This window comes from Gluconobacter thailandicus F149-1 = NBRC 100600 (genome assembly GCF_000964465.1).
GTDB lineage: Bacteria > Pseudomonadota > Alphaproteobacteria > Acetobacterales > Acetobacteraceae > Gluconobacter > Gluconobacter thailandicus.
Map to the genome: position 1 here is coordinate 177,172 of NZ_BANH01000024.1, position 19,267 is coordinate 196,438.

The 19,267-nt window shown below is 58.4% G+C and carries 23 protein-coding genes; 15 read left to right on the forward strand and 8 right to left on the reverse strand.

The features are described 5' to 3' along the window. Window positions 1–139: 139 nt before the first annotated feature. Genes B7444_RS08565 through aat form a run of 3 tightly spaced genes read right to left on the reverse strand, consistent with a single transcriptional unit; the run spans window position 140 to window position 2,237 of the window. On the reverse strand, window positions 140–709 hold the full coding sequence (locus tag B7444_RS08565) for a hypothetical protein (RefSeq protein WP_007282596.1): 570 nt from the start codon (window positions 707–709) through the stop codon (window positions 140–142). Continuing rightward, a complete protein-coding gene (locus tag B7444_RS08570; RefSeq protein ID WP_007282597.1) occupies window positions 709–1,578 on the reverse strand; it encodes a hypothetical protein in 870 nt (289 codons plus the stop codon). The genes B7444_RS08565 and B7444_RS08570 overlap by 1 nt, the downstream gene beginning before the upstream one ends. Continuing rightward, window positions 1,578–2,237 (reverse strand): leucyl/phenylalanyl-tRNA--protein transferase, encoded by a 660-nt coding sequence (gene aat, locus B7444_RS08575; protein ID WP_007282598.1) that lies wholly within the window; start codon window positions 2,235–2,237, stop codon window positions 1,578–1,580. The genes B7444_RS08570 and aat overlap by 1 nt, the downstream gene beginning before the upstream one ends. Window positions 2,238–2,329: 92 nt before the next feature. On the opposite strand from aat, the gene B7444_RS16600 reads away from it, so the two are divergent. Further along, window positions 2,330–2,497: a hypothetical protein gene (locus tag B7444_RS16600; protein ID WP_155760685.1), complete on the forward strand. Its 168-nt coding sequence runs from the start codon at window positions 2,330–2,332 to the stop codon at window positions 2,495–2,497. Between the two features lie 3 nt (window positions 2,498–2,500). Here the strand turns inward: B7444_RS16600 and B7444_RS08580 are convergent, their stop codons facing one another. Together B7444_RS08580 and B7444_RS08585 are read right to left on the reverse strand one after the other, a co-directional pair. Further along, on the reverse strand, window positions 2,501–2,890 hold the full coding sequence (locus tag B7444_RS08580; protein WP_016737657.1) for an MAPEG family protein: 390 nt from the start codon (window positions 2,888–2,890) through the stop codon (window positions 2,501–2,503). A 31-nt stretch (window positions 2,891–2,921) separates the two neighbouring features. Next, on the reverse strand, window positions 2,922–3,755 hold the full coding sequence (locus tag B7444_RS08585) for an EcsC family protein (protein WP_035729903.1): 834 nt from the start codon (window positions 3,753–3,755) through the stop codon (window positions 2,922–2,924). Between the two features lie 120 nt (window positions 3,756–3,875). On the opposite strand from B7444_RS08585, the gene B7444_RS08590 reads away from it, so the two are divergent. Next, complete coding sequence (locus B7444_RS08590) at window positions 3,876–4,391, forward strand: hypothetical protein (RefSeq protein ID WP_007282602.1); 516 nt, start codon at window positions 3,876–3,878, stop codon at window positions 4,389–4,391. A gap of 27 nt (window positions 4,392–4,418) precedes the next feature. Here B7444_RS08590 and B7444_RS08595 read toward each other — a convergent pair whose 3' ends face one another. Further along, window positions 4,419–4,835: an EVE domain-containing protein gene (locus B7444_RS08595; protein ID WP_007282603.1), complete on the reverse strand. Its 417-nt coding sequence runs from the start codon at window positions 4,833–4,835 to the stop codon at window positions 4,419–4,421. Between the two features lie 149 nt (window positions 4,836–4,984). Between B7444_RS08595 and ccmC the strand changes: the two genes are divergently transcribed. From ccmC to B7444_RS08650, 13 genes are all read left to right on the forward strand, one after another. Further along, the gene (gene ccmC / locus B7444_RS08600) at window positions 4,985–5,746 is read left to right on the forward strand and encodes a heme ABC transporter permease CcmC (protein WP_007282604.1); all 762 of its coding nucleotides are present in this window, start codon (window positions 4,985–4,987) and stop codon (window positions 5,744–5,746) included. Further along, window positions 5,743–5,910 carry a hypothetical protein gene (locus tag B7444_RS16760; RefSeq protein WP_007282605.1) on the forward strand — a complete coding sequence of 56 codons (168 nt, stop codon included), beginning with the start codon at window positions 5,743–5,745 and terminating at the stop codon, window positions 5,908–5,910. Before ccmC ends, B7444_RS16760 begins: the two co-directional genes overlap by 4 nt. After that, window positions 5,907–6,410, forward strand: a complete 504-nt coding sequence (gene ccmE / locus B7444_RS08605) for a cytochrome c maturation protein CcmE (RefSeq protein WP_007282606.1) — start codon at window positions 5,907–5,909, stop codon at window positions 6,408–6,410. The genes B7444_RS16760 and ccmE overlap by 4 nt, the downstream gene beginning before the upstream one ends. Window positions 6,411–6,418: 8 nt before the next feature. Continuing rightward, a complete protein-coding gene (locus tag B7444_RS08610) occupies window positions 6,419–8,398 on the forward strand; it encodes a heme lyase CcmF/NrfE family subunit (RefSeq protein WP_007282607.1) in 1,980 nt (659 codons plus the stop codon). A gap of 12 nt (window positions 8,399–8,410) precedes the next feature. After that, window positions 8,411–8,965, forward strand: a complete 555-nt coding sequence (locus tag B7444_RS08615; RefSeq protein ID WP_035729900.1) for a DsbE family thiol:disulfide interchange protein — start codon at window positions 8,411–8,413, stop codon at window positions 8,963–8,965. Beyond that, window positions 8,965–9,423 (forward strand): cytochrome c-type biogenesis protein, encoded by a 459-nt coding sequence (locus tag B7444_RS08620; RefSeq protein WP_007282609.1) that lies wholly within the window; start codon window positions 8,965–8,967, stop codon window positions 9,421–9,423. The genes B7444_RS08615 and B7444_RS08620 overlap by 1 nt, the downstream gene beginning before the upstream one ends. 3 nt (window positions 9,424–9,426) lie before the next feature. Continuing rightward, on the forward strand, window positions 9,427–10,167 hold the full coding sequence (gene ccmI / locus B7444_RS08625) for a c-type cytochrome biogenesis protein CcmI (RefSeq protein WP_007282610.1): 741 nt from the start codon (window positions 9,427–9,429) through the stop codon (window positions 10,165–10,167). Then, window positions 10,164–10,448, forward strand: coding sequence for a hypothetical protein (locus tag B7444_RS08630; RefSeq protein ID WP_015072361.1), 285 nt, complete (start codon window positions 10,164–10,166; stop codon window positions 10,446–10,448). The genes ccmI and B7444_RS08630 overlap by 4 nt, the downstream gene beginning before the upstream one ends. Before the next feature lie 94 nt (window positions 10,449–10,542). Beyond that, window positions 10,543–11,940, forward strand: coding sequence for a class II fumarate hydratase (locus B7444_RS08635; protein WP_007282613.1), 1,398 nt, complete (start codon window positions 10,543–10,545; stop codon window positions 11,938–11,940). Window positions 11,941–12,061: 121 nt separating this feature from the next. Next, entirely contained in the window at window positions 12,062–13,567 is a 1,506-nt protein-coding gene (locus B7444_RS08640; RefSeq protein WP_007282614.1) for a S10 family peptidase, read from the forward strand. 168 nt (window positions 13,568–13,735) lie between these two features. After that, on the forward strand, window positions 13,736–14,227 hold the full coding sequence (locus tag B7444_RS17145; protein ID WP_231502886.1) for a hypothetical protein: 492 nt from the start codon (window positions 13,736–13,738) through the stop codon (window positions 14,225–14,227). Further along, window positions 14,169–15,935, forward strand: a complete 1,767-nt coding sequence (locus B7444_RS08645; RefSeq protein WP_231502885.1) for a histidine kinase dimerization/phosphoacceptor domain -containing protein — start codon at window positions 14,169–14,171, stop codon at window positions 15,933–15,935. The genes B7444_RS17145 and B7444_RS08645 overlap by 59 nt, the downstream gene beginning before the upstream one ends. 62 nt (window positions 15,936–15,997) lie before the next feature. After that, window positions 15,998–17,155, forward strand: a complete 1,158-nt coding sequence (locus B7444_RS08650; protein ID WP_007282617.1) for a GGDEF domain-containing protein — start codon at window positions 15,998–16,000, stop codon at window positions 17,153–17,155. An 81-nt stretch (window positions 17,156–17,236) separates the two neighbouring features. On the opposite strand, the gene purF is transcribed toward B7444_RS08650, so the two are convergent. Next, on the reverse strand, window positions 17,237–18,676 hold the full coding sequence (gene purF / locus B7444_RS08655) for an amidophosphoribosyltransferase (RefSeq protein ID WP_007282618.1): 1,440 nt from the start codon (window positions 18,674–18,676) through the stop codon (window positions 17,237–17,239). Window positions 18,677–18,701: 25 nt separating this feature from the next. Beyond that, the gene (locus tag B7444_RS08660; RefSeq protein WP_007282619.1) at window positions 18,702–19,265 is read right to left on the reverse strand and encodes a CvpA family protein; all 564 of its coding nucleotides are present in this window, start codon (window positions 19,263–19,265) and stop codon (window positions 18,702–18,704) included. Between the last annotated feature and the right edge of the window lie 2 nt (window positions 19,266–19,267).

Below are 19,267 nucleotides of genomic sequence, written 5' to 3' on the forward strand. Positions count from 1 at the left end.
CCTCATTACGTCAGACGGGCGAGATCCGAAGAGTGGTTCTGCCCGCCCTGTGAGAGAAAATCTGCCACACGAAAATGGCAGGAAAAGGCAACAATCATGGCAGATATTTCTCAAATTATGACTGCCATAAAGAGTGTCTTCAGTGACCGGAATCGACCCGATGATATCCTTCCGGAGGGTCAAACAGAGCATCGGCCTGAGCCGCGCGACTGACAGACGCAGCCTGCACAACAAGCCGTCCCCCCTGCGTTGCACCCAGCAACAGCCCATCCGCCGTGTAACAGAAATCAGTCGGGAGTTTGTTCGTGTCCAGACTCTCCCAGATCATGCAGCTCTCGCCGGCAATTGTGGCAGGCCCCACCTGTTTCCACCCACCGGGTGCGAGAGTGCCTGGTGCGGAAAACGAATCGCCAGGGGCTCCGGTCACGGTGGCGCTTTTCGCAGTCGTATCCAGCACCATCAGCTTATGCGTCCGGTAATCCGTCAGCATGACCGTCGCCGCACCTTCAGGATCCACACGCTGCCGCCACAGCTTCGCACTCCAGCGCATCCGCTGATGAAGATGCTGACCGCCGGGACCAACCATCACGTAGTCAATGTCAGCATCATGCATCGGCGTAACGTATGGGGCTGTGTCTGCGGCATGTGCCACCTGAGTGCCAAGAAGCAGCCCTGCCAGAACTCCGAAGCTCCAGAAACCGCGCCGCATTATTTCTGACCGCCGTTGGACGGGCCGCTCGGCGGTTGATCCGGAGTCGAGACCGTTCCATCACCTGCGGAATCATTCGGAACAGAGGGCTGGCTTACGTCGTCGGGGGATGCGGGCGGGGCAGCCGGGACCGCGTCCGAGTTCTCCGCCGGAGTGCCCTGTGCGGCAATATGTCCTGGAGCCTGCACGGCCGAGTCTCCTGCCGCTCCGCCTTCCGGAACAGGGGCCGGCGTGGGCGATGTGGACTGACTGCCGTCGGTTGAGGAATGCCGGGCTGGTGCCCTCGGCGTGATTTCCTGAAACCCTGCGGGAGGCTCGAAAGTGGAGGTTGGCAGGTCACCGTAGGTGACGGTCGTTGCCTGAATGGAGCCTTCTGCCCCATCCGCATCCACACCGTTCTCGGACAGGATAACGCCATCATCCGTCACGCAGGCTGCGGCCTTGCCATGGGCTGTCTGGATATCCCATCGATCGCAAGAAACCCCGGCGATCGTAGCCTGACCCGCCTTGGTGTATTTCATCCCAAGATCAAGCATGAACGGATTATGCAGCCCGTGCTGAGGCCGAATATGAGCGTAAAGTTTCCGCTCCAGCATGACGAGCGTGACAAGCTGCTTCGGGCGATCCAGAATCGTGATGCCACGACCATCGGCTGAATCAATCCGCAGCATATCTCCCGATCCGGAAAAATAGACCTTCACGTTCCCACCGGCACCCTGCATTCCCGGGGCTGACAGATGATACGTGACCGTCACATCCCGAGCCGGAGCCAGTCTCGGATGGTCATCGGCGTATGCTGCGCCGCTGCCTGCCACAAGGAACAGGCTGGCGAGAAAAGCAGACTGATGCCGCCGAAGAAATGAAATCATCAGGTGTCTCCTGGATGTGGGCGCAGGGACGCGATGTCATCGCGCAGGGCGTGCAGACTGAAGTCGTCCGGCCAGACGGCACGAACAATCAAAGCCTGTTTCAGCAGCACCAGATATTCCGCAGCGGGAATACCGATACCGCCCAGTGTTGTCAGATGAGGCGTGGTGTACTGCGTATCCAGAAGGCGATACCCTCCCTGACGCAATCCTGCAACGAGATGAACCAGCGCAATTTTGGAAACATCCCGTTGGCGGGAAAACATGCTTTCCCCGAAAAACGCGCCGCCCAGCGTTACGCCGTAAAGACCGCCAACAAGCGCGTCCCCCTCCCAGACTTCGATGGAATGGGCATGGCCTCGTTGATGGAGTGCACCGTATAGCGCGCAGATTTTGGGGCTGATCCAGGTTTCCTCCCGGCCAGGTGCCGGAGCGGCGCAGGCCAGCATGACGTCTTCAAAAGCCCGGTCTGCCGTTACCTGCACCCTGCCGGACCGAATGGTCCGCATCAGCTTGCGCGGCACCACCATTCCATCCAGTGGAAGAATTCCGCGTTCCTCCGGAAAGTACCAGCTCAGCTCATCACTGTCCCGATCAGGCGCCATCGGGAAAATGCCTGATGCATAGGCATCAAGCAGGCTTTCCGGTGTGATGTCAGACATGCCTTCGATACTTTCGGTCCTGCATGGGGGAAATATTGGCCTCTCTGTCTCCTGACATGATACACAGATCTCCAATCTCATGGAGAGCCGCTTTGCCAATAGCCTTTGTTTACATGATCTTTCTGGTGCCACTGGCGCTTCTGCGCCTGCTTATTCCTGAAGCGCACGGCCTGCTGATGGCACTTGCCAAGATCTGTTTTGCAGGAATTGTTTTCTGGGGTCTTCTGGACTTCTGGCGTCTGCGCCCCAGCAGGAGCTAGGCCTCAGATCAAGCCGAGAAGTACCAGAAACAGCCCGACCATTGATCCGCCCCAGATGAGACTGCGGATCGGTCCCCAGCCGAACGCATAGGCCGGGACGTAGATCAGACGCCCGAAGAAATAGAGCCCTGCACCCCAGGCAACAAGAGCCCCATCTTTTCCGGCGATGTGGGCCAATAGAACAGCCCCGATGAAAATCGGGAGCGTTTCCTGAAGATTAGCCTGCGCGCGGCGCATGCGGGCAGCGAGTCCCGTATAATGTGGCGCCTCGCCATCCCGGTTTCCGGTGGCCCACTGAACGCCATCCTGACGCCGACAGGCTGCCGAGGTGAGAAACAGGTGTACAAAAGCCAGAACAAGCGTCCAGCCAAGCCAGATAAGACTCATCGACATCCTGTTTCTCCGGTTTCAGCCTCCCGCGAAATCAGGAGAAGGATTCAGACGTTGCCCCGGATCGCAGATCCATGGCTGCTTCATGAACGGCTCGGCCGTGCGTCCGTTCCAGACGGCGGATCGTAAAATGTGCCCGGGCAAGCGCACGGTAATGCGCGAGGAACGCCGAGTTGAGCGATGCCCCACACAGCGCACCTGCTACCGGCACCATCTGAAGCGCAAACTTCCGCGACAGTCCGATGCCATAATGGGACGCAACTTCGGAAATCAGCATCACGACCGGGCGTCCCCGTAACAGGGCACGAGCCGAGAAGAAGCCAAGTTCTCCGTCCTCTTCTTCCTGCCGGGCCGGAAAGGTCTTGAGTGCAAACACTTCGAGGCACGCCCTGCGTGTGTCCTCATCACGCAGATCCTCCCCTTCCTCGCGGGCGATGCGGGCGATTTCGCGCATGATGGTCAGGGTCGTGAACCCGACATCCGGAGCAAGGCCAAACACGCCACCAAAGCCGCCGACAGCACCCGAAATGGCAACAGCCGCCTGCCCGGCGTTCTCCCGCCACATATCGCGCTTGAGCGGAACGTCATTTTTGATACCGACGATGGCGACATTGAACGCCTGCTCAATGGCGATTTCCGCCGTCTTCTGGATTTTTTCCTGAAGGCCCGGCGCAAGACCAAGTCCCTTCATACCGAGTCGCGCAGCCTGGCCGACGGCACCACCCATCAGATCCGCCAGACGGACGAGGACGCCGCGCCCCTGCTCGACACGTGCCAGCACGGACTGAAGCTGGGCAAGGGATTCCCCGTCCAGCGCCAGTGATGCAAATTCGCTGGTCGGAAGCTGCGAGCCATTCTCTACGGTCATGACGATCAAAACTCCTGTTCGTAAGACCCGAAACCGTTTACCCGATAGCAGGTTTCATATCGCATCACGAAAGCCCCCTGCTTGACGGGTGCCCCGGCCGGGTGTGGAGAAGGACATACTATGAAAACATTTTCCCGCTGGATCCTGTCTGCCCCGCTGGCGGTCAGTCTCCTTGCGACAGCAGCCACTCCGGCCCTGTCCGCTCCACATCATGCCCATCGTAGCCATAGTACGGCCGATCTGCCACAGATCCCGCCCTCGACGGCACATCAGCTGAACAATCAGCCTGAAAAAGTTCTGACACCCGCACAGCAGGTTGCCCTGCCGGACGGCGGCGCCCCTCCTCCGCCCCATGGCTATACAACGGTTGAGGACTCGGAAGAGAAGCTCGCGAATTACAGCGGGGAAGTCCGGACGCATCTGCCTGTTGGCATGCCAGGGACCAATGCCGAGCAGAAAACCAACGGCCCGAACAACCTGCCGTCCCATTTCAGCATTTTCGGGATGCCGGTGAAGTTCAACGCCCCCGTCACGGCACCTTATCATAGCGAAGACCTGCCACTGACTTATGCCGGACATCCGTCCAACGGGCAGACCAACGTTCTGGTCAACGGCGACGCCTCAGATATTCACTAAGACTGAAGGCACCAGGGTTGGGGGCCATCAGGCCCGAACCCAGTCTCCGATTTTCGTCAGGTAGCGGAACTCCGGTTCCGTGACTGGCGCAACGGACAGGCGTGACTGCTTCAGAAGCGCCATGTTTTCCAGTTCCGGATCAGCCTTGATCTGGGCGAGCGTGATGGGTTTGGCGAAAGCGCCATTCGCTTTCACATCCACACAGACCCATTTCGGATCATCGGCAGTCGGGTCCGGGTAGGCCTCTTTCACAACTTCCACGACACCCACAATCTGCTTTTCACTGACGGAATGGTAAAAAAGTGCCAGATCTCCGATCTTCATGGCGGCCAGATTGTTGCGGGCCTGATAGTTGCGAACACCTGTCCAGGGTTCCACTCCGTTATGGATCTGTTCGCTCCATGAGAAGGCTTCGGGTTCGGATTTTATCAGCCAGTACGCCACGTCATTCTCCTGCGAAAAGTTCCCTTTTCGCGCTCATTTCCGTGAAACGTGATAACAGTCATAGGAACATTGGGACAATGCGCCTCTTCCGATTGTGAGGGGTTCGGACTATTTCATGTAGAAATATTTCGCGGAGTTTGAGAGTTCCCGTGCGCCCTACGCCTAATCTGCTCCATCGTTATGCCAATCCGGGGCAGTTCCTGCGTCTGGCCCGTGCGCTTCAGCCGTGGTTGTCCACCGGTGCGATCATCTTCCTGACTGTCGGGATCGTCTGGGGGCTTTTCTTCGCCCCTGCGGACTGGCAGCAGGGCGAGACCGTCCGGATCATGTATGTGCATGTTCCGATGGCCTGGCTCGCATCGTCCTGTTACCTCGGCCTGGCAATCTGCGGGCTGTTATCGCTGGTCTGGCGCCATCCGCTGGCGGACCTGGCCGCCATCGAGATTGGTCCGGTCGGGGCCTGCGCTGCTGCCCTGTGCCTCATTACGGGTTCCCTCTGGGGTCAGCCGATGTGGGGAACATGGTGGGTCTGGGATGCACGCCTGACCTCCGTTCTGGTGCTGTTTTTCCTGTATCTGGGCCATATCGCCCTGATCCGTGCCTTCGATGAACCGGCCCGCGGACAACGCGCCGCCGCCATTCTGGCACTCGCGGGGGCAATTGATCTGCCGATCATCAAGTTCAGCGTACAGTGGTGGAACACCCTGCATCAGCCGGACAGCATCACGCTGACAGGTGCTCCCACCATGTCCATGACGATGCTCTGGCCACTTCTCATCACGACCATCGGCTTCACCCTCGGTGTCGCCGCCGTCATTTTCGCCCGGCTGAGTGCCGCAATCCACGAGAGCCGTACCCGCCAGCTTATGGCACGGTCCCGGCTCAACCGTTCGGACAGGTCCGCAGCATGATGCACCTTCCCAATCACTGGCCCTATATCGCCGCAGCCTATGGTCTCACCATCGGCTGCTCGCTGGTTCTCGGCATCGGGGCGGCCCTGCGCCTGCGTCGTGCCAAAACCCGGCTGGCGGCTGTCGAAAGTCAGCTTCGCCACCGTGAAAGCTCCGCATCATGACCCGCAAGACACGCCGCCTCTGGATTGTCATTGCCTGCCTTGCCTGCATCAGTTCTGCTGCGGCTCTTACCCTGCGGGCATTCTCGTCCAATATCGTATTCTTCATGGCTCCGTCGCAGGTCAAAGCGCACCCACCCGCTCCGGACCGGACGATCCGTCTTGGCGGCATGGTGATGGCGGGCTCCCTGCATCGCATTACGGAAAACGGTGCGCCGGTGAACTCCTTTAACGTCACCGATGGCCAGGCTGCCGTGGAAGTCCACTACACCGGCATTCTTCCGGATCTTTTCCGCGAAGGTCAGAGCGTTGTTGCTCTCGGGACCGTGCAGAAAGACGGGGGCTTCACGGCCAGCGAAGTCCTTGCCAAGCACGACGAGACCTACATGCCCAAGGAAGTGGCCGAGGAACTGAAACGTACCGGCAAATGGGACCCGCGCTTCGGCAAGGCTCCTGACGCTGCCAGCTGGGACACCATGACCGCCAAGAAAGCCGGAGGCTGAACACCATAATGTTCGGACCAGAACAGGGCCATTTCGCCCTGGCCCTCGCCTGTGTTCTCGCACTCATCCAGTTTGTTGTTCCCCTCTGGGGCGCCCACAAGCGCAATGCCCGCCTTGTAGCGATGGCTCCGTTTCTTGCGGTGTCGCAGCTTCTGGCGCTGGCCATTTCGTTCTTCAGCCTCGTTATGTGTGCTGTCCACGATGATTTCTCGGTTCAGAACGTCGCCGCCAACTCCGCGGCGTCCAAGCCGCTGCTCTATAAAATCACGGGCGTCTGGGGCAACCATGAAGGGTCCGTTCTTCTCTGGACGTTGATCCTCGGCGTTTGCGGTGCCGCTGTTTCAGCATTTGGCCGTAACCTGCCGGACATTCTGCGGGGCCGCGTGCTGGCCATCCTTGGCGGTGTCTCCGCTGGCTTCCAGCTCTTTTGCCTTCTGACTTCCGATCCTTTTGACCGTGTTTTTCCGGCTCCTATGGATGGCCAGGGCATGAACCCGCTGCTTCAGGACCCCGGCCTCGCCTTTCATCCACCCATTCTCTACACGGGCTATGTCGGCTTTGCCGTTCCGTTTGCTTTTGCCGTCGCCGCCCTGCTTGAGGGGCGTGTCGATGCCGCATGGGGACGCTGGGTTCGACCATGGGCGGTGGCAGCATGGTGCTTCCTGACCTGCGGCATTGCTCTGGGCTCCTGGTGGTCCTACTACGTCCTGGGCTGGGGCGGTTACTGGTTCTGGGACCCGGTGGAAAACGCGTCTCTTATTCCATGGCTGACGGGTACGGCACTCGTTCACTCTGCCATCGTCGTAGAAAAACGCGAGGGCCTGAAGATCTGGACGGTCCTGCTGGCAATTGCGACGTTCTCATTCTCGCTCTCCGGCACATTCCTCGTCCGTTCAGGTATTCTGAACTCGGTTCATGCCTTCGCAAACGACCCGGCCCGCGGCGTGTTCATTCTGGCCCTTCTGGCATTGGTCATCGGCGGTTCGCTGGCACTGTTTGCATGGCGCGCGCCGTCCCTGACGTCCGGCGGACTGTTTTCGCCAGTGTCCCGCGAAGGCTCACTGGTGCTGAACAACATCCTGCTCTGCTCCATCTGCGCCGTCGTTGTAACGGGTACGATGTACCCGCCCTTCATGCAGCTTCTGGCAGGGCGCACCATCTCGGTTGGCAAACCGTTCTTTGATGCCGCAACCATTCCTCTGACGATCCCGCTGCTTCTGGCCATGGGTATCGGCACGGCTCTGCCGTGGAAGCGCGCACAACTGGCGCGCACGTTCTCGCACCTGTTCGTGGCGGCCATCATTGCTGCTATCGGGCTGATGCTGTGCTTCTGGAAATTCTCCGGTGCACTGCCAATCGCCTGTGGCGCACTCGCCATCTGGGTCATGGCAGCATCTGTTACGGATATTCTGCGCCGCGTAGGGCTAGGCCATTCCAGCATGAGTGACATGCTTGCCCGCGCCCGGAACCTGCCACGGTCCAGCTGGGGCGCAGCTCTGGCCCATATTGGCGCTGGCATCACGGTTCTGGGTCTATGCGGCATGTCTGGCGCCCAGCATGCGATTGTAGAAATCCATGTTGGCGAGACCCGCAGCCTTGCCGGGGACGATTGGACGCTTCTCAATGTGCATGACTATGCAGGCCCGAACTATCGCGCCATGCAGGCCGATATTGCCATCCGCCATAACGGCAAGCTGATCACGACACTCCATCCGGAAAAGCGCGATTTCACCACGCAGAACCAGACCACGACGGAAGTTGCCATTCATACAAATTTCATTACGGATCTGTATGGTGTGGTTGGTGACAGACACGGAACGGGCGCGGATGCGACCTATGTGTTACGTCTGCACCGCAACCCGCTGGCTCCGTGGATGTGGCTTGGCGGACTGGTCATGGCGATTGGCGGAGCCTTCTCGCTTTCAGACCGTCGCCTGCGCGTCGGAGCCCCGAAGCGGGCTGCCGCACGCAACATGGTCCAGGCCTGAGGAGAGACACGCATGAACTCAACACGACGCGGGCTTATGACAGCCCTTCCGATTGTTGGTGCCGGCGTGCTTGGCGTCGGGTTCTGGAAAATGCTTCAGGGTATGGAAAGTGGTGGCTTTGATCCACGCGCGGTGAAAAACCCGAATGTTGGACGCCCTATTCCGCAGTTCGCCATGCCAGGCCTTCCGGGCCTGGGAGATGGCTTTACCGACAAGGAACTCAGGGCGGAGACACGCCCGGTTCTGGTCAATTTCTTTGCCTCCTGGTGCATTCCCTGTGTTCAGGAAATGCCGGGCCTCCGCTCCATTTCACGGAACATGCCCATCTGGGGCATTGCCTATGAAGACAAGCCGGAAAATGCGAGCGCCTTCGTTCAGCGGGATGGAACGCCTTACGCCCGTGTCGCGGCTGACCGGCATGGCCGCGTTGCCATCGACTGGGGTGTGACAGGCGTTCCTGAGAGCTTTCTCGTAGCGCCGGGGGGACGAATTCTCTGGCACGGCAGTGCGGCTCTGGACCCGCAGATTTATGATGCGGAAATCCGCCCGAGACTGGCAGGCCTGTAATGAAACGTCTTTCTGCGCTGCTCTTGGCCTCAACGCTTGTTGGGGGCGGAATTGCCTTTGCCGTCGATGATCCCGCGGAGATGCTTCCCAACCCCTTACAGGAGAAGCGGGCCGAAGCGATCGGCGCTCATCTTCGCTGTCTTGTCTGCCAGAACGAGAGCATTGAAGACAGCAGTGCGCCGCTCGCCCGTGATTTGCGCAAGGTTGTGCGTGAACAGGTCGCAGCCGGGAAGTCCGATCAGCAGATTATGGACTGGATGACGGAACGCTACGGCGAGTTCATCCGACTGGCACCTCAGTTTTCATGGTCAACCGCCCTGCTCTGGCTGATGCCGGCACTCGCGCTGGTGGCCGGTCTTGTTATTGCGTGGCGTGCGACGAGACGCCGCATTGTCACGCCTGCGCCGCTTACGGATGATGAGCGCGCGCGTCTGGATGCCCTGTCGGGCCGGGAGTAAGTTTTGTTCTGGTTGGGAATCCTGATTGTTGCAGGCATCGCCCTGCTGCCGGCCCTCTATGGCCTGCGCCGTCTCCGCCGCCGTGTGGATGCGCGTGATTCTGCCCTCACCCTTTATCGTGGCCAGCTTGCTGAACTGGACCGGGACCGGGACCTCGGTCTTGTCAGTGGCGATGAATATGGCGCCGCGCGGATCGAAATCCAGCGTCGACTGCTTGCTGCCGATGAGTCATCTGCCGCCCCTGATCTGAATGATGGGACCTCCCGCTCAAAGCGGTTCGTACCCCTGCTCGCTGTTGGCGTTGGTATCCCTCTCGCTGCGTTCTGCCTTTATATCGTGAATGGCCATCCGTCCCTGCCGCCGCAACCTCTGAGTGCACGTCAGGTCAAGCCGGATACGAAAGCCATGGCGATGATCCAGAAACTTCAGGCGCAGGTGACCACAATCCCGAAAGATAGCCCGACTTATGAGACGGGTCATGTTCTGCTTGGCCAGATTGAAGCCCGGGCTGGCCTGACATCCGAAGCGATTGCAGACTGGAAGGCCGCACTGGAGACTCATTTCACACCAGAGCTTGCAATCCAACTCGCAGAACTCCAGACCCAGAAGGACGGGCACATTTCTGCGAACAGTCTTGATCTGTATCGCCGTGCCCTGGCGGCTGCCCCGGCCGATGCGCAATGGCGCATGGCCGTGGAGGCACGGATCGCCGTAGGTGAACATGAGGAGAATGCCGGCCAATGATGGAACCGCTATCCAGCGCCGTTACGATCTGCCCGGTCTGTCGGCAGAAAATCCGCTCGACAGCGGAACACTGCCCGAACTGCGGAGCAGAACGTCATTTCGGGCCGCGTCTGATTGAGTCTGGCATTTGCGCTTTTGCGGGCATGGTGATCCTGGCCGCCATCTCCCGATTGCTAATGCCCATGTCTCTGTGGACGATCATCTTCGCTGTGGTCGGTCTTTGCGCAGGTTTCCTGTTTTCTCACAACCGCTTTGGCGGAGACCGATGGCTGGGCCGCTAGCAGACAGAGTGCCAAACCGGTTTTCCCGCTCTGCCTCTTGAGGTAGGGTCCGCGCAGGCATGAACCCCCGTCCTGCAGGAAAGCGCCAGACCGCATGAGCCGTATTGAAACCGATGGCATGGGCCAGATCGAGGTTGCTGATGATGTTCTCTGGGGCGCTCAGACTCAGCGCTCCCTGAAGTATTTCAGCATCGGGCGCGAACTGATGCCACGGGAAATGATCGAGGCCTATGCGATCATGAAGCGCGCCTGTGCCACGGCCAATGCCGCCAGTGGTCGCCTTTCGCAGGAACGGGCAGCTCTGATCCATACAGTCTGCGATGAAATTACGAGCGGCCAGCATAACCGCATGTTCCCGCTTCACGTCTGGATGACGGGATCCGGCACGCAGTTCAACATGAACGTCAATGAAGTCATTGCGAACCGCGCCAGCCAGCTCACCGGAAACGCCCTCGGCAGCAAAACGCCGCTGCACCCGAACGATCACGTCAACATGGCGCAGTCCACAAACTGCAACTTCCCGACCGCCATGCACATCGCTGCCGTACTTGGCGTTGATCGGCGCCTGATCCCTGCGCTGACCAAACTGCGGGATGCCATTGCAGCCAAGGCAGAGGAGTGGAAGGATCTGGTAAAGGTGGGCCGGACCCATCTTCAGGATGCCGTTCCCATTACACTGGGTCAGGAATGGCACGGTTATGCCGGGATGCTGACGGACAATATTGCTCGACTTGAAGCTGCCCGGGATGGACTTCTCCCACTGGCCCTGGGCGGTACAGCGCTGGGGACTGGCGTCAATACCGACCCCGGTTTCGATACCCGCGCCTGCAACGAGATCGCTCGTCTGACTGGCCTTGGTTTTAAGGCTGGCGAAAACAAGTTCGCTTTACAGGGCGCTCACGATGCGCTCGTGCATCTGTCCGGCTGCCTGCGGACGACAGCTGGCAGTCTGTTCAAGATCGCCAATGACATCCGCCTTCTTGCCTGCGGCCCCCGGGCAGGGTTCGGGGAACTGCTTCTGCCGGAAAACGAACCAGGCTCCTCCATCATGCCGGGCAAGATTAATCCGACGCAGGCGGAGGCCCTGTCGATGCTGGCACTTCAGGTCATGAGCAACGATGTTGCTGTGGGTCTGGGTGGCGCATCCGGCATGATCGACATGAATGTGTACAAGCCACTGATGATCCACAACATCATGCAGGGTATTACGCTTCTTCATGATGGATCTGATAATTTCCGCCAGCATCTGGTGGAAGGTATCCGGGCCAATGAAATGCGCCTGAAGCAGGCTCTGGATCAGTCCCTTGTACTGGTCACTGCTCTTTCTCCCGCCATTGGCTATGACAAGGCTGCTCAGGTCGCCCATCATGCCATGGAGAAGGATCTCAGCCCCAAGGAAGCAGCGCTGGAACTCGGCTTCATGACGCCTGAAGACTATGACCGCGTGGCTGACCCGCGCCTCATGCTCTTTCCCAACATCAAGCCGTCCTAACTCCTGACATTCAATCTGATCCTGCATGACGAAAACTTCATGCAGGATTGGTAGCGGCTGACGAGCGGGACTGGTAGCGACAGTCTGATCCTGTAATCCTTCTTCTGGAGATGACAGACAGATGATGTCCCGTCGTGCGCTGCTGCTCGCCCTGTCCCTGCTTTCGCCCGTTTCTGCGCTGCCCGCCATGGCCGACGATGCCCCGAAGGCCCCTGCGAGTAAAACAGACACAGCCAAGTCCACTGACAGCTTTACCGGTGAAGCTGCGCTGCTGCCGACCGATTCCGTTACGAAGCATCATCTGAATGGCATCGCCTACACTGCCCATGCTGGCACGCTGACGCTTCGCGGCCCAGACGGCAAACCGACCGCCCGCATGTTTTATGTGGCGTACACGAAAGATGGTGCACCGGATGCCAAGCGTCCGGTATCCTATTTCTTCAATGGTGGCCCGGGTGCCGCGACGGCCTATCTGAACCTCGGCGCTGCTGGCCCGATGGCCCTGACCATGCCGGCCAAGGATGCGACAGACGGAACGCATGCGACGCTGGGCGACAATCCGGACAGCTGGCTCCCGTTCACGGATATGGTCTTCTTTGACGCAGTGGGTACCGGCTATTCCCGCCCGCTCGATACCGCCAAGGCTGGCGATCAGTTCTACGGTGTGAAGCAGGACGCCAGCACCTTCGCGAAGGCCATTCAGCTCTGGACGGCCAAGAACAATCGTCAGGCCGCCCCGCATTATCTGGTGGGCGAGAGCTATGGTGGTATCCGATCCATTCAGGTCGCCAATGCCCTACAGATGGAACAGGGCATCCTGCTGAACGGTGTGGTCATGCTGTCCCCCGCTATCGAGATGCCTCTGCTGGATACGGACGAAAATCCGCTGTCTGCCGCGCTCATGATCCCGAGCCTGATTGCTGCGCATGAAAGCCCGAACGTTACGCCGCAATTTGCGGATGCGGCCTATGAATGGGCCATGGGCACTTATCTGACGAAGGTGGCTGGCAAGCTGCCCAGCGGCGATGAGGGGAAGGCGTTCTACGCTGAAATTTCACGTCGAACCGGCCTCCCGGAAGATGTCGTAGCACGCCAGCATGGTGTCCCGGCGATCGGCTCCCATGACGTGATGTCCCGCGATGGCAAGCTGCATGGTCTTTACGACTACACGCAGACAATCGCTGACCCCTCCGCTGACGGGCTGGACGAAAGCCCCGATCCAACGCTGTTCGGCTTCGGTCGCGCCTATGGCAACGCCTTTTCCGGCTATGCGGCCAATGACCTCGGGTTCCAGACGCCCCTGACCTACGACCTGCTATCTTTCAAGGTGAATTCCAGCTGGAAGTGGAGCAACGGTGGCCCGGCGCCGATCCATCAGATCCCGGTTCTGAACCGCCTTCTGGCGCTTGATCCGGGCCTGCGGGTTTTTGTCGCCAATGGCTATTATGACCTAGCCTGCCCTTTCGGGACGGCGCGCTGGATGAAGGATCATCTGACAATTGGTGCTGATCGCGTATCCCTGCATCTGTATCAGGGTGGTCACATGCTTTACACGCGTCCGGCCAGCCGTCACGCCCTGTCTCTGGATGTCGCATCCTGGATGCAGCAGGACGCCATTCAGCACTGAGTCAAATTGACAAACGGTGGGAGAAAACCCTAAGGTTCACGGTATATTTCTTCCAGTTTCCTCAGCCTGGAAGCCGGATCGTGTCCTTTGCCTTCTCCTGCCGATCATCACAGGTAGGCTGCCCATTGGGGCGATTGTTGAATCTCCGCTGAGAGGGCTGTTCAGACTTTGACTTCGTCTTCGAAAAATTCTCAGCTGGGCCAGCCTTTCGCGGAAGCTCTCCTGACGGCATGTGATCGCGAGCCGATCCATCGTCCGGACGCCATCCAGCCTTACGGGCTTCTCCTTATTGCCGATGCCAGCACCCTGACTGTTCTGGGCGGTGCAGGCGATCTTGAAACGCGCCTTTCAGCGGAGTGGCTAGGCTGTTCCCTGAACGATCTGCTGGGCCTGACAGCCGAACGCTTTCATAATTTTACGCCAGCATCCTTCAGTGACGCCCGGATTTCCGGGCTACAGGACGAGACCTTCAGTATTCTGGTGCACGCGTCGGACGGGAAGCTTCTGGTCGAACTCGAACCAATTCAGGAAGCGCGTCTTCTGACATGGGAAATTTTTGGCCGAATTGACGCCACGGCAGACCGTTTCGAGCGGTGCCCGGATGTTGCGGAAGTCTGCCGCCAAAGGGGCAAAAGTCTTCAGCAGACTGACTGGCTTTGACCGGGTCATAGTGTACCGTTTTCAGGAAGACGGTTCTGGGTGCGTTCTGGGGGAGCATCGCAACGAAGTCTTTCCCTCCCTCATGAATCATCATTTCCCGGCAAGTGATATTCCCCGTCAGGCCCGGGCTCTCTATCTGCGCAACCGCATCCGCGTCATTCCAACCATCCATTATGAGGCCGCGCTCATCCGGCCTGCTGAAGCCGGTCTCTCGGGCATTGATCTGAGCGATGTGCAGCTTCGAAGCATTTCGCCCATTCACCTGCAATACATGGCCAATATGGGCGTGGCTGCTTCGGCATCCATTTCGCTGATTGTGGATGGCGTGCTGTGGGGCATGATCACCTGTCATAATGCCACGCCCCGCATTCTTTCCGAGGATATCCGTGCGGCGTGCCGGACTCTGGCAGGCGTCATGTCCCGGCAGTTACGGAACAAGGAAGAACTGGTCACATATCAGGAGCGCCTGCGCCTCCGGAACGCCACTGAGTTTGCGACATCCCACTTTGATGCCGCAGCATCGGTCGAGACCAATCTGCGCAATTTTGCCTCTGAACTCCGAAGCCTGTTCCCTTGCGACGGGTTTGCAGTCATCGGTACGCAGGATGTGACGGCCTGTGGATTGACACCTGCCACGTCTGACCTGATCGCCATCCGGGACTGGCTCAGACTGGGCAGCAATGGGGGTATTTTCTGTAGTTCTTCTCTGGGAAAAGACTATCCTCCGGCAGAGGCCTGGCCAGAACTCTCTGCTGGCATCATCGCCATTACACTACCCTTCCGTTCACCCCTGACATTGATCTGGAGCCGGGTGGAAATCGTGCAGGTCATCGAGTGGGCGGGCAATCCTCACAAGGGCACCCCTGACCAGGATGGCATCCTGCATCCCCGCAAATCCTTTGCGTCCTGGCAGCAGACGGTCCGCGGTCATTCTCATCGCTGGAATGCCGAGCAGAAACAGGCTGCGCGCCGTCTGCGCCGGATCCTGATTGCCGATTACCAGACCCATCAGCTTCGCGAACTGAATGCGACATTGACGGCCACAGTTCAGGAGCGCGAAAGCCTTCTGCAACAGAAAGACTTCCTGATCCGCGAAGTGAATCATCGCGTTCAGAACTCCCTTCAGATGGTTGCTTCTTTTCTGAAGCTGCAGGCCCGCACTTCGACAAACGAGGAAACCACTCAGGCGCTTTCCGAAGCACAGCACCGGATTGCAGCAATCGGTCTGGTTCACAGGAGACTGTACCGGGGCGACCATGTGGGGGTGGTTGATCTGAGCCGCTATCTCGAAGAATTGATGAAAGAGCTGTGTTCCTCTCTGGGGAAAGCATGGGAACAACAGCTCCGCATGTTTCTGGTCCCGGTCACACTGTCTGCCGATCGTGCCATCAACGTCGGCCTCGTTCTGACCGAACTGGTTATCAACGCCAGTAAATACGCCTATCACGGTGCGGCAGGCCCGCTGCATATCACACTCTCGGAAACAGGCGACCGTCTGACTCTTACCGTTTCCGATCAGGGACGCCACGATATTGACCTGAATGGCAGTGGCTTCGGCACACGCATGATAAAGGCCGTCGTCAGCAGTCTTTCAGGAACTCTGACTTACACCCCCCTCCATCCAGGCCTGGAAGCCGTCATGTCCGTGCCGCTTGCTACACATCCGTCCGACGGTCACGACCAGCACCCGGACGGGCTGTATTCCTGAGGCGATGCTCCGTGAAGATGGAAACAAACAATGCGGATTAAAGGACTTCCGCGGCATCTGTCATGAGACCCGACCCGACAACGCTGCTCGGATATAGCGCCACTCTCTTTCTCATCTTTGGTCTCTATTTCACCGTTTCCGAGATTACCCATGGCAAGCGCAGAAAAGCGTTCTGGTATTCCAGTCCGTTTCTGGCAGCGTCAGTTTCCGGTTTTTTCTTTACGAGCCCTTCTGTCATTCCGGGCCTGTGGGGCCTGCGGCTCGGCGCAGTTTTCATGACATTGGCTTACGGGCTTGGCTGGCAGGCTATCCGAACGATGCTCGGCCGCCAGACATGCCTGAAAACAGTCCTGATGCTTTGCATGTTATCACTGGCTGTCTCTGCGACTGCTGCGTCAACCGGGACGCTGCACGTCGCCAGTTCAGTTCTCCGTATGCTTATTATTACGGGATTTCATTTTCAGGTAGCGCAGGATCTTTTTTACTCTTCCCGGACACGGACTTCGGCTGAACGTCTTTTACTTGCAGTAATCGTTGTCTATACAGCTATTTACGGAACCCTCGCTCTCCTGACAGACGCTCTTCCTGCGCCTCTTGGTAGCCTGCCAACGATGGTCTGGGCCATCATCCTGTACAATCTTCTGGTCATTATCGAAGGTGTTTTCATTGCTCTTGCGATGATTGCCATCCCCCGCGAACGGCTGGCCGCGGAACACCATCTCCTGACACTTCAGGATCCGCTGACACAGGCCGGTAATCGCCGGGCCATGACTATATGGATGGAGCAGAACGAAACGTCTTCGACTCCTTATGTCCTGTTCCTGCTTGATATTGATCATTTCAAAGCCATCAATGACTGTCATGGCCACACGACAGGAGATCAGGTCATTATTGCTGCTGCCCGGTCCAGTCAGAAAATTCTGCCTCAGAGCGCCAGCTTCTTCCGAATCGGCGGAGAGGAATTTGCGGTTTTTCTACCGTTCATCGACACCTGCCACACGTTGAATATCGCGCACCGTTTGAAAGCCGCCTTTACGCAGGACGTCAAAGACATTGGAGATGGCATTATTGAAGCCACTCTCAGTATCGGCGCAGACATCCGGCATTCGCCTGAAACCTCCTGGCTTGAAGTCTGGCAGAAAGCAGATGCCGCACTGTATGTCGCAAAGAGTACAGGTCGGAACGCGGTTGTTATGGGAGCCACAGAGACCGCCGACTAATATTCTTCAAAGAATCAGAAACAAAAAAGCACCGCCCTGCAAAGGGCCGGTGCTTTTTTTGTACCTCCAAGGACAGACTGGTCAGGAGACCAGGTTGCCCTCCTTGTCTACGAGGGTAATGGGATAATCACCGGTGAAGCAGGCATCACAGTAGCGCCCTGAACCTTCTGCACGGCTTTCATGCCCGAGGGCACGATACAAACCGTCAAAGCTTATGAAGGCCAGACTATCCACACCAATGGCAGCAGCCATTTCTTCCATCGTGTGGGTCGCTGCCATGAGCTTGCTCTCTTCCGGCGTGTCGATGCCGTAGAAACAGGCATGACGGGTCGGCGGAGACGTAATGCGCATATGCACTTCGGTCGCACCAGCTGCACGAACCATATCCACGATCTTGCGGGATGTGGTGCCACGAACGATCGAATCATCCACCAGAATAACGCGGCGACCAGCCAGAACCGGACGATTGGCGGAATGCTTCATCTTGACGCCAAGGTTCCGGATCTGATCCGTCGGCTCAATGAAGGTCCGGCCTACATAGTGATTGCGGATGATGCCCAGCTCAAACGGAATACCGCTCTCAGCGGCATAACCGATGGCAGACGGCACGCCAGAATCCGGCACCGGCACCACGACATCTGCCTCAACCGCCGTTTCACGTGCCAGCTCCGCACCAATCCGCTTGCGGGCTTCGTAAACCGGCTGACCTTCCAGAACCGAATCCGGTCGGGCAAAGTAGATGTATTCAAAGACGCAGAAACGACCACCCTGATCTCCGAAAGGCCTCAGGGATCGAAGGCCGTCCGAGTTGATAACCACGATTTCACCGGGCTCGATGTCCCGAACGTAATCTGCTCCGATGATATCGAGGGCACAGGTTTCACTGGACAGAACCCAACCGCCATTTCCACCCTCATGACCAGGAATACGCCCCAGAACCAGCGGACGAACCCCCAGCGGATCACGCATACCGATCAGGCCATCATCCGGCGTCAGGGTGATGAGGGAATAAGCCCCCTTCACCTGCTTGACGGCATCGATGAAGCGATCGAGCACTGTCGAATAAAGAGAGATGGCAATCAGGTGGATGAAAACTTCCGTATCCGTCAGGGAATGAAAGATACATCCGCGTTTAACGAGCGCCTGCTTGAGCGTCGCGGAGTTGGTGAGATTGCCGTTATGAGCAACCGCCAGACCACCGAACTCGTAATCCGCATAAAGTGGCTGCACATTCCGCACATGCGTTCCACCCGTCGTGGCGTAACGGTTGTGCCCAATTGCAACGCTTCCCGGGAGAGTCGCCATGACGCGGCTATCCCCAAAGACATCCCCAACAAGGCCAAGGCCTTTATGCTGGTGGAACCGTTCGCCATCGAAACTGACGATACCGGCAGCTTCCTGCCCACGATGTTGAAGAGCGTGGAGGCCAAGAGCCGTCAGGGCAGACGCATCAGGAACGCCCCAGACGCCGAAAACGCCACATTCCTCGTAAGGACGGTTAAGTGTATCGGAGGCAGTCATGGAGTTCGGCCTTTCCGGACTGGGTTCACAACGACGCGTCATGGCCGCTTGTGGGCGGCGATGCAAGATGTGGTTGCAAGGAATGTGGCAGATAACCTGCCAGCCGTGCGGCTCCAGCCACAATATAAGGGCCGGAAACGCTTCCCTGCATCAGGTAAGAGGTCCATGAGCCAAAAAAAGACCCCGCCAGCAGATAAAGTGCAATGAGCATCACATATCCGCGCAGAATGCCGAAAATAGCGCCCAGTATGCGATCTACGCCCCCAAAAAGAGTGCCCCTCACCGCAGCCCCCACCCGTCCTGCCACTGTCGTCAGAATCAGAAGAATGACGATGAACAGAACAGCCGCACTGACGCTTTCTGCCAGCCAGCTCTCATGCAGATACATGGAAATCCACGGCACCAAAGCCGCGTGGAAACGGTAGGTCAGAATAACGGCGGAGGCCCAGGCCACAAGACCTGAAAGCTCAGTCGTGAAGCCACGCGTCAGCCCCCAGAGCGCTGACAGACCAATAATGATCAGCACACCGATATCCAGCCGGCTCAAATCATCCGGAGAAATATGAGACAGATCTGGGAGGGAGGGCATGG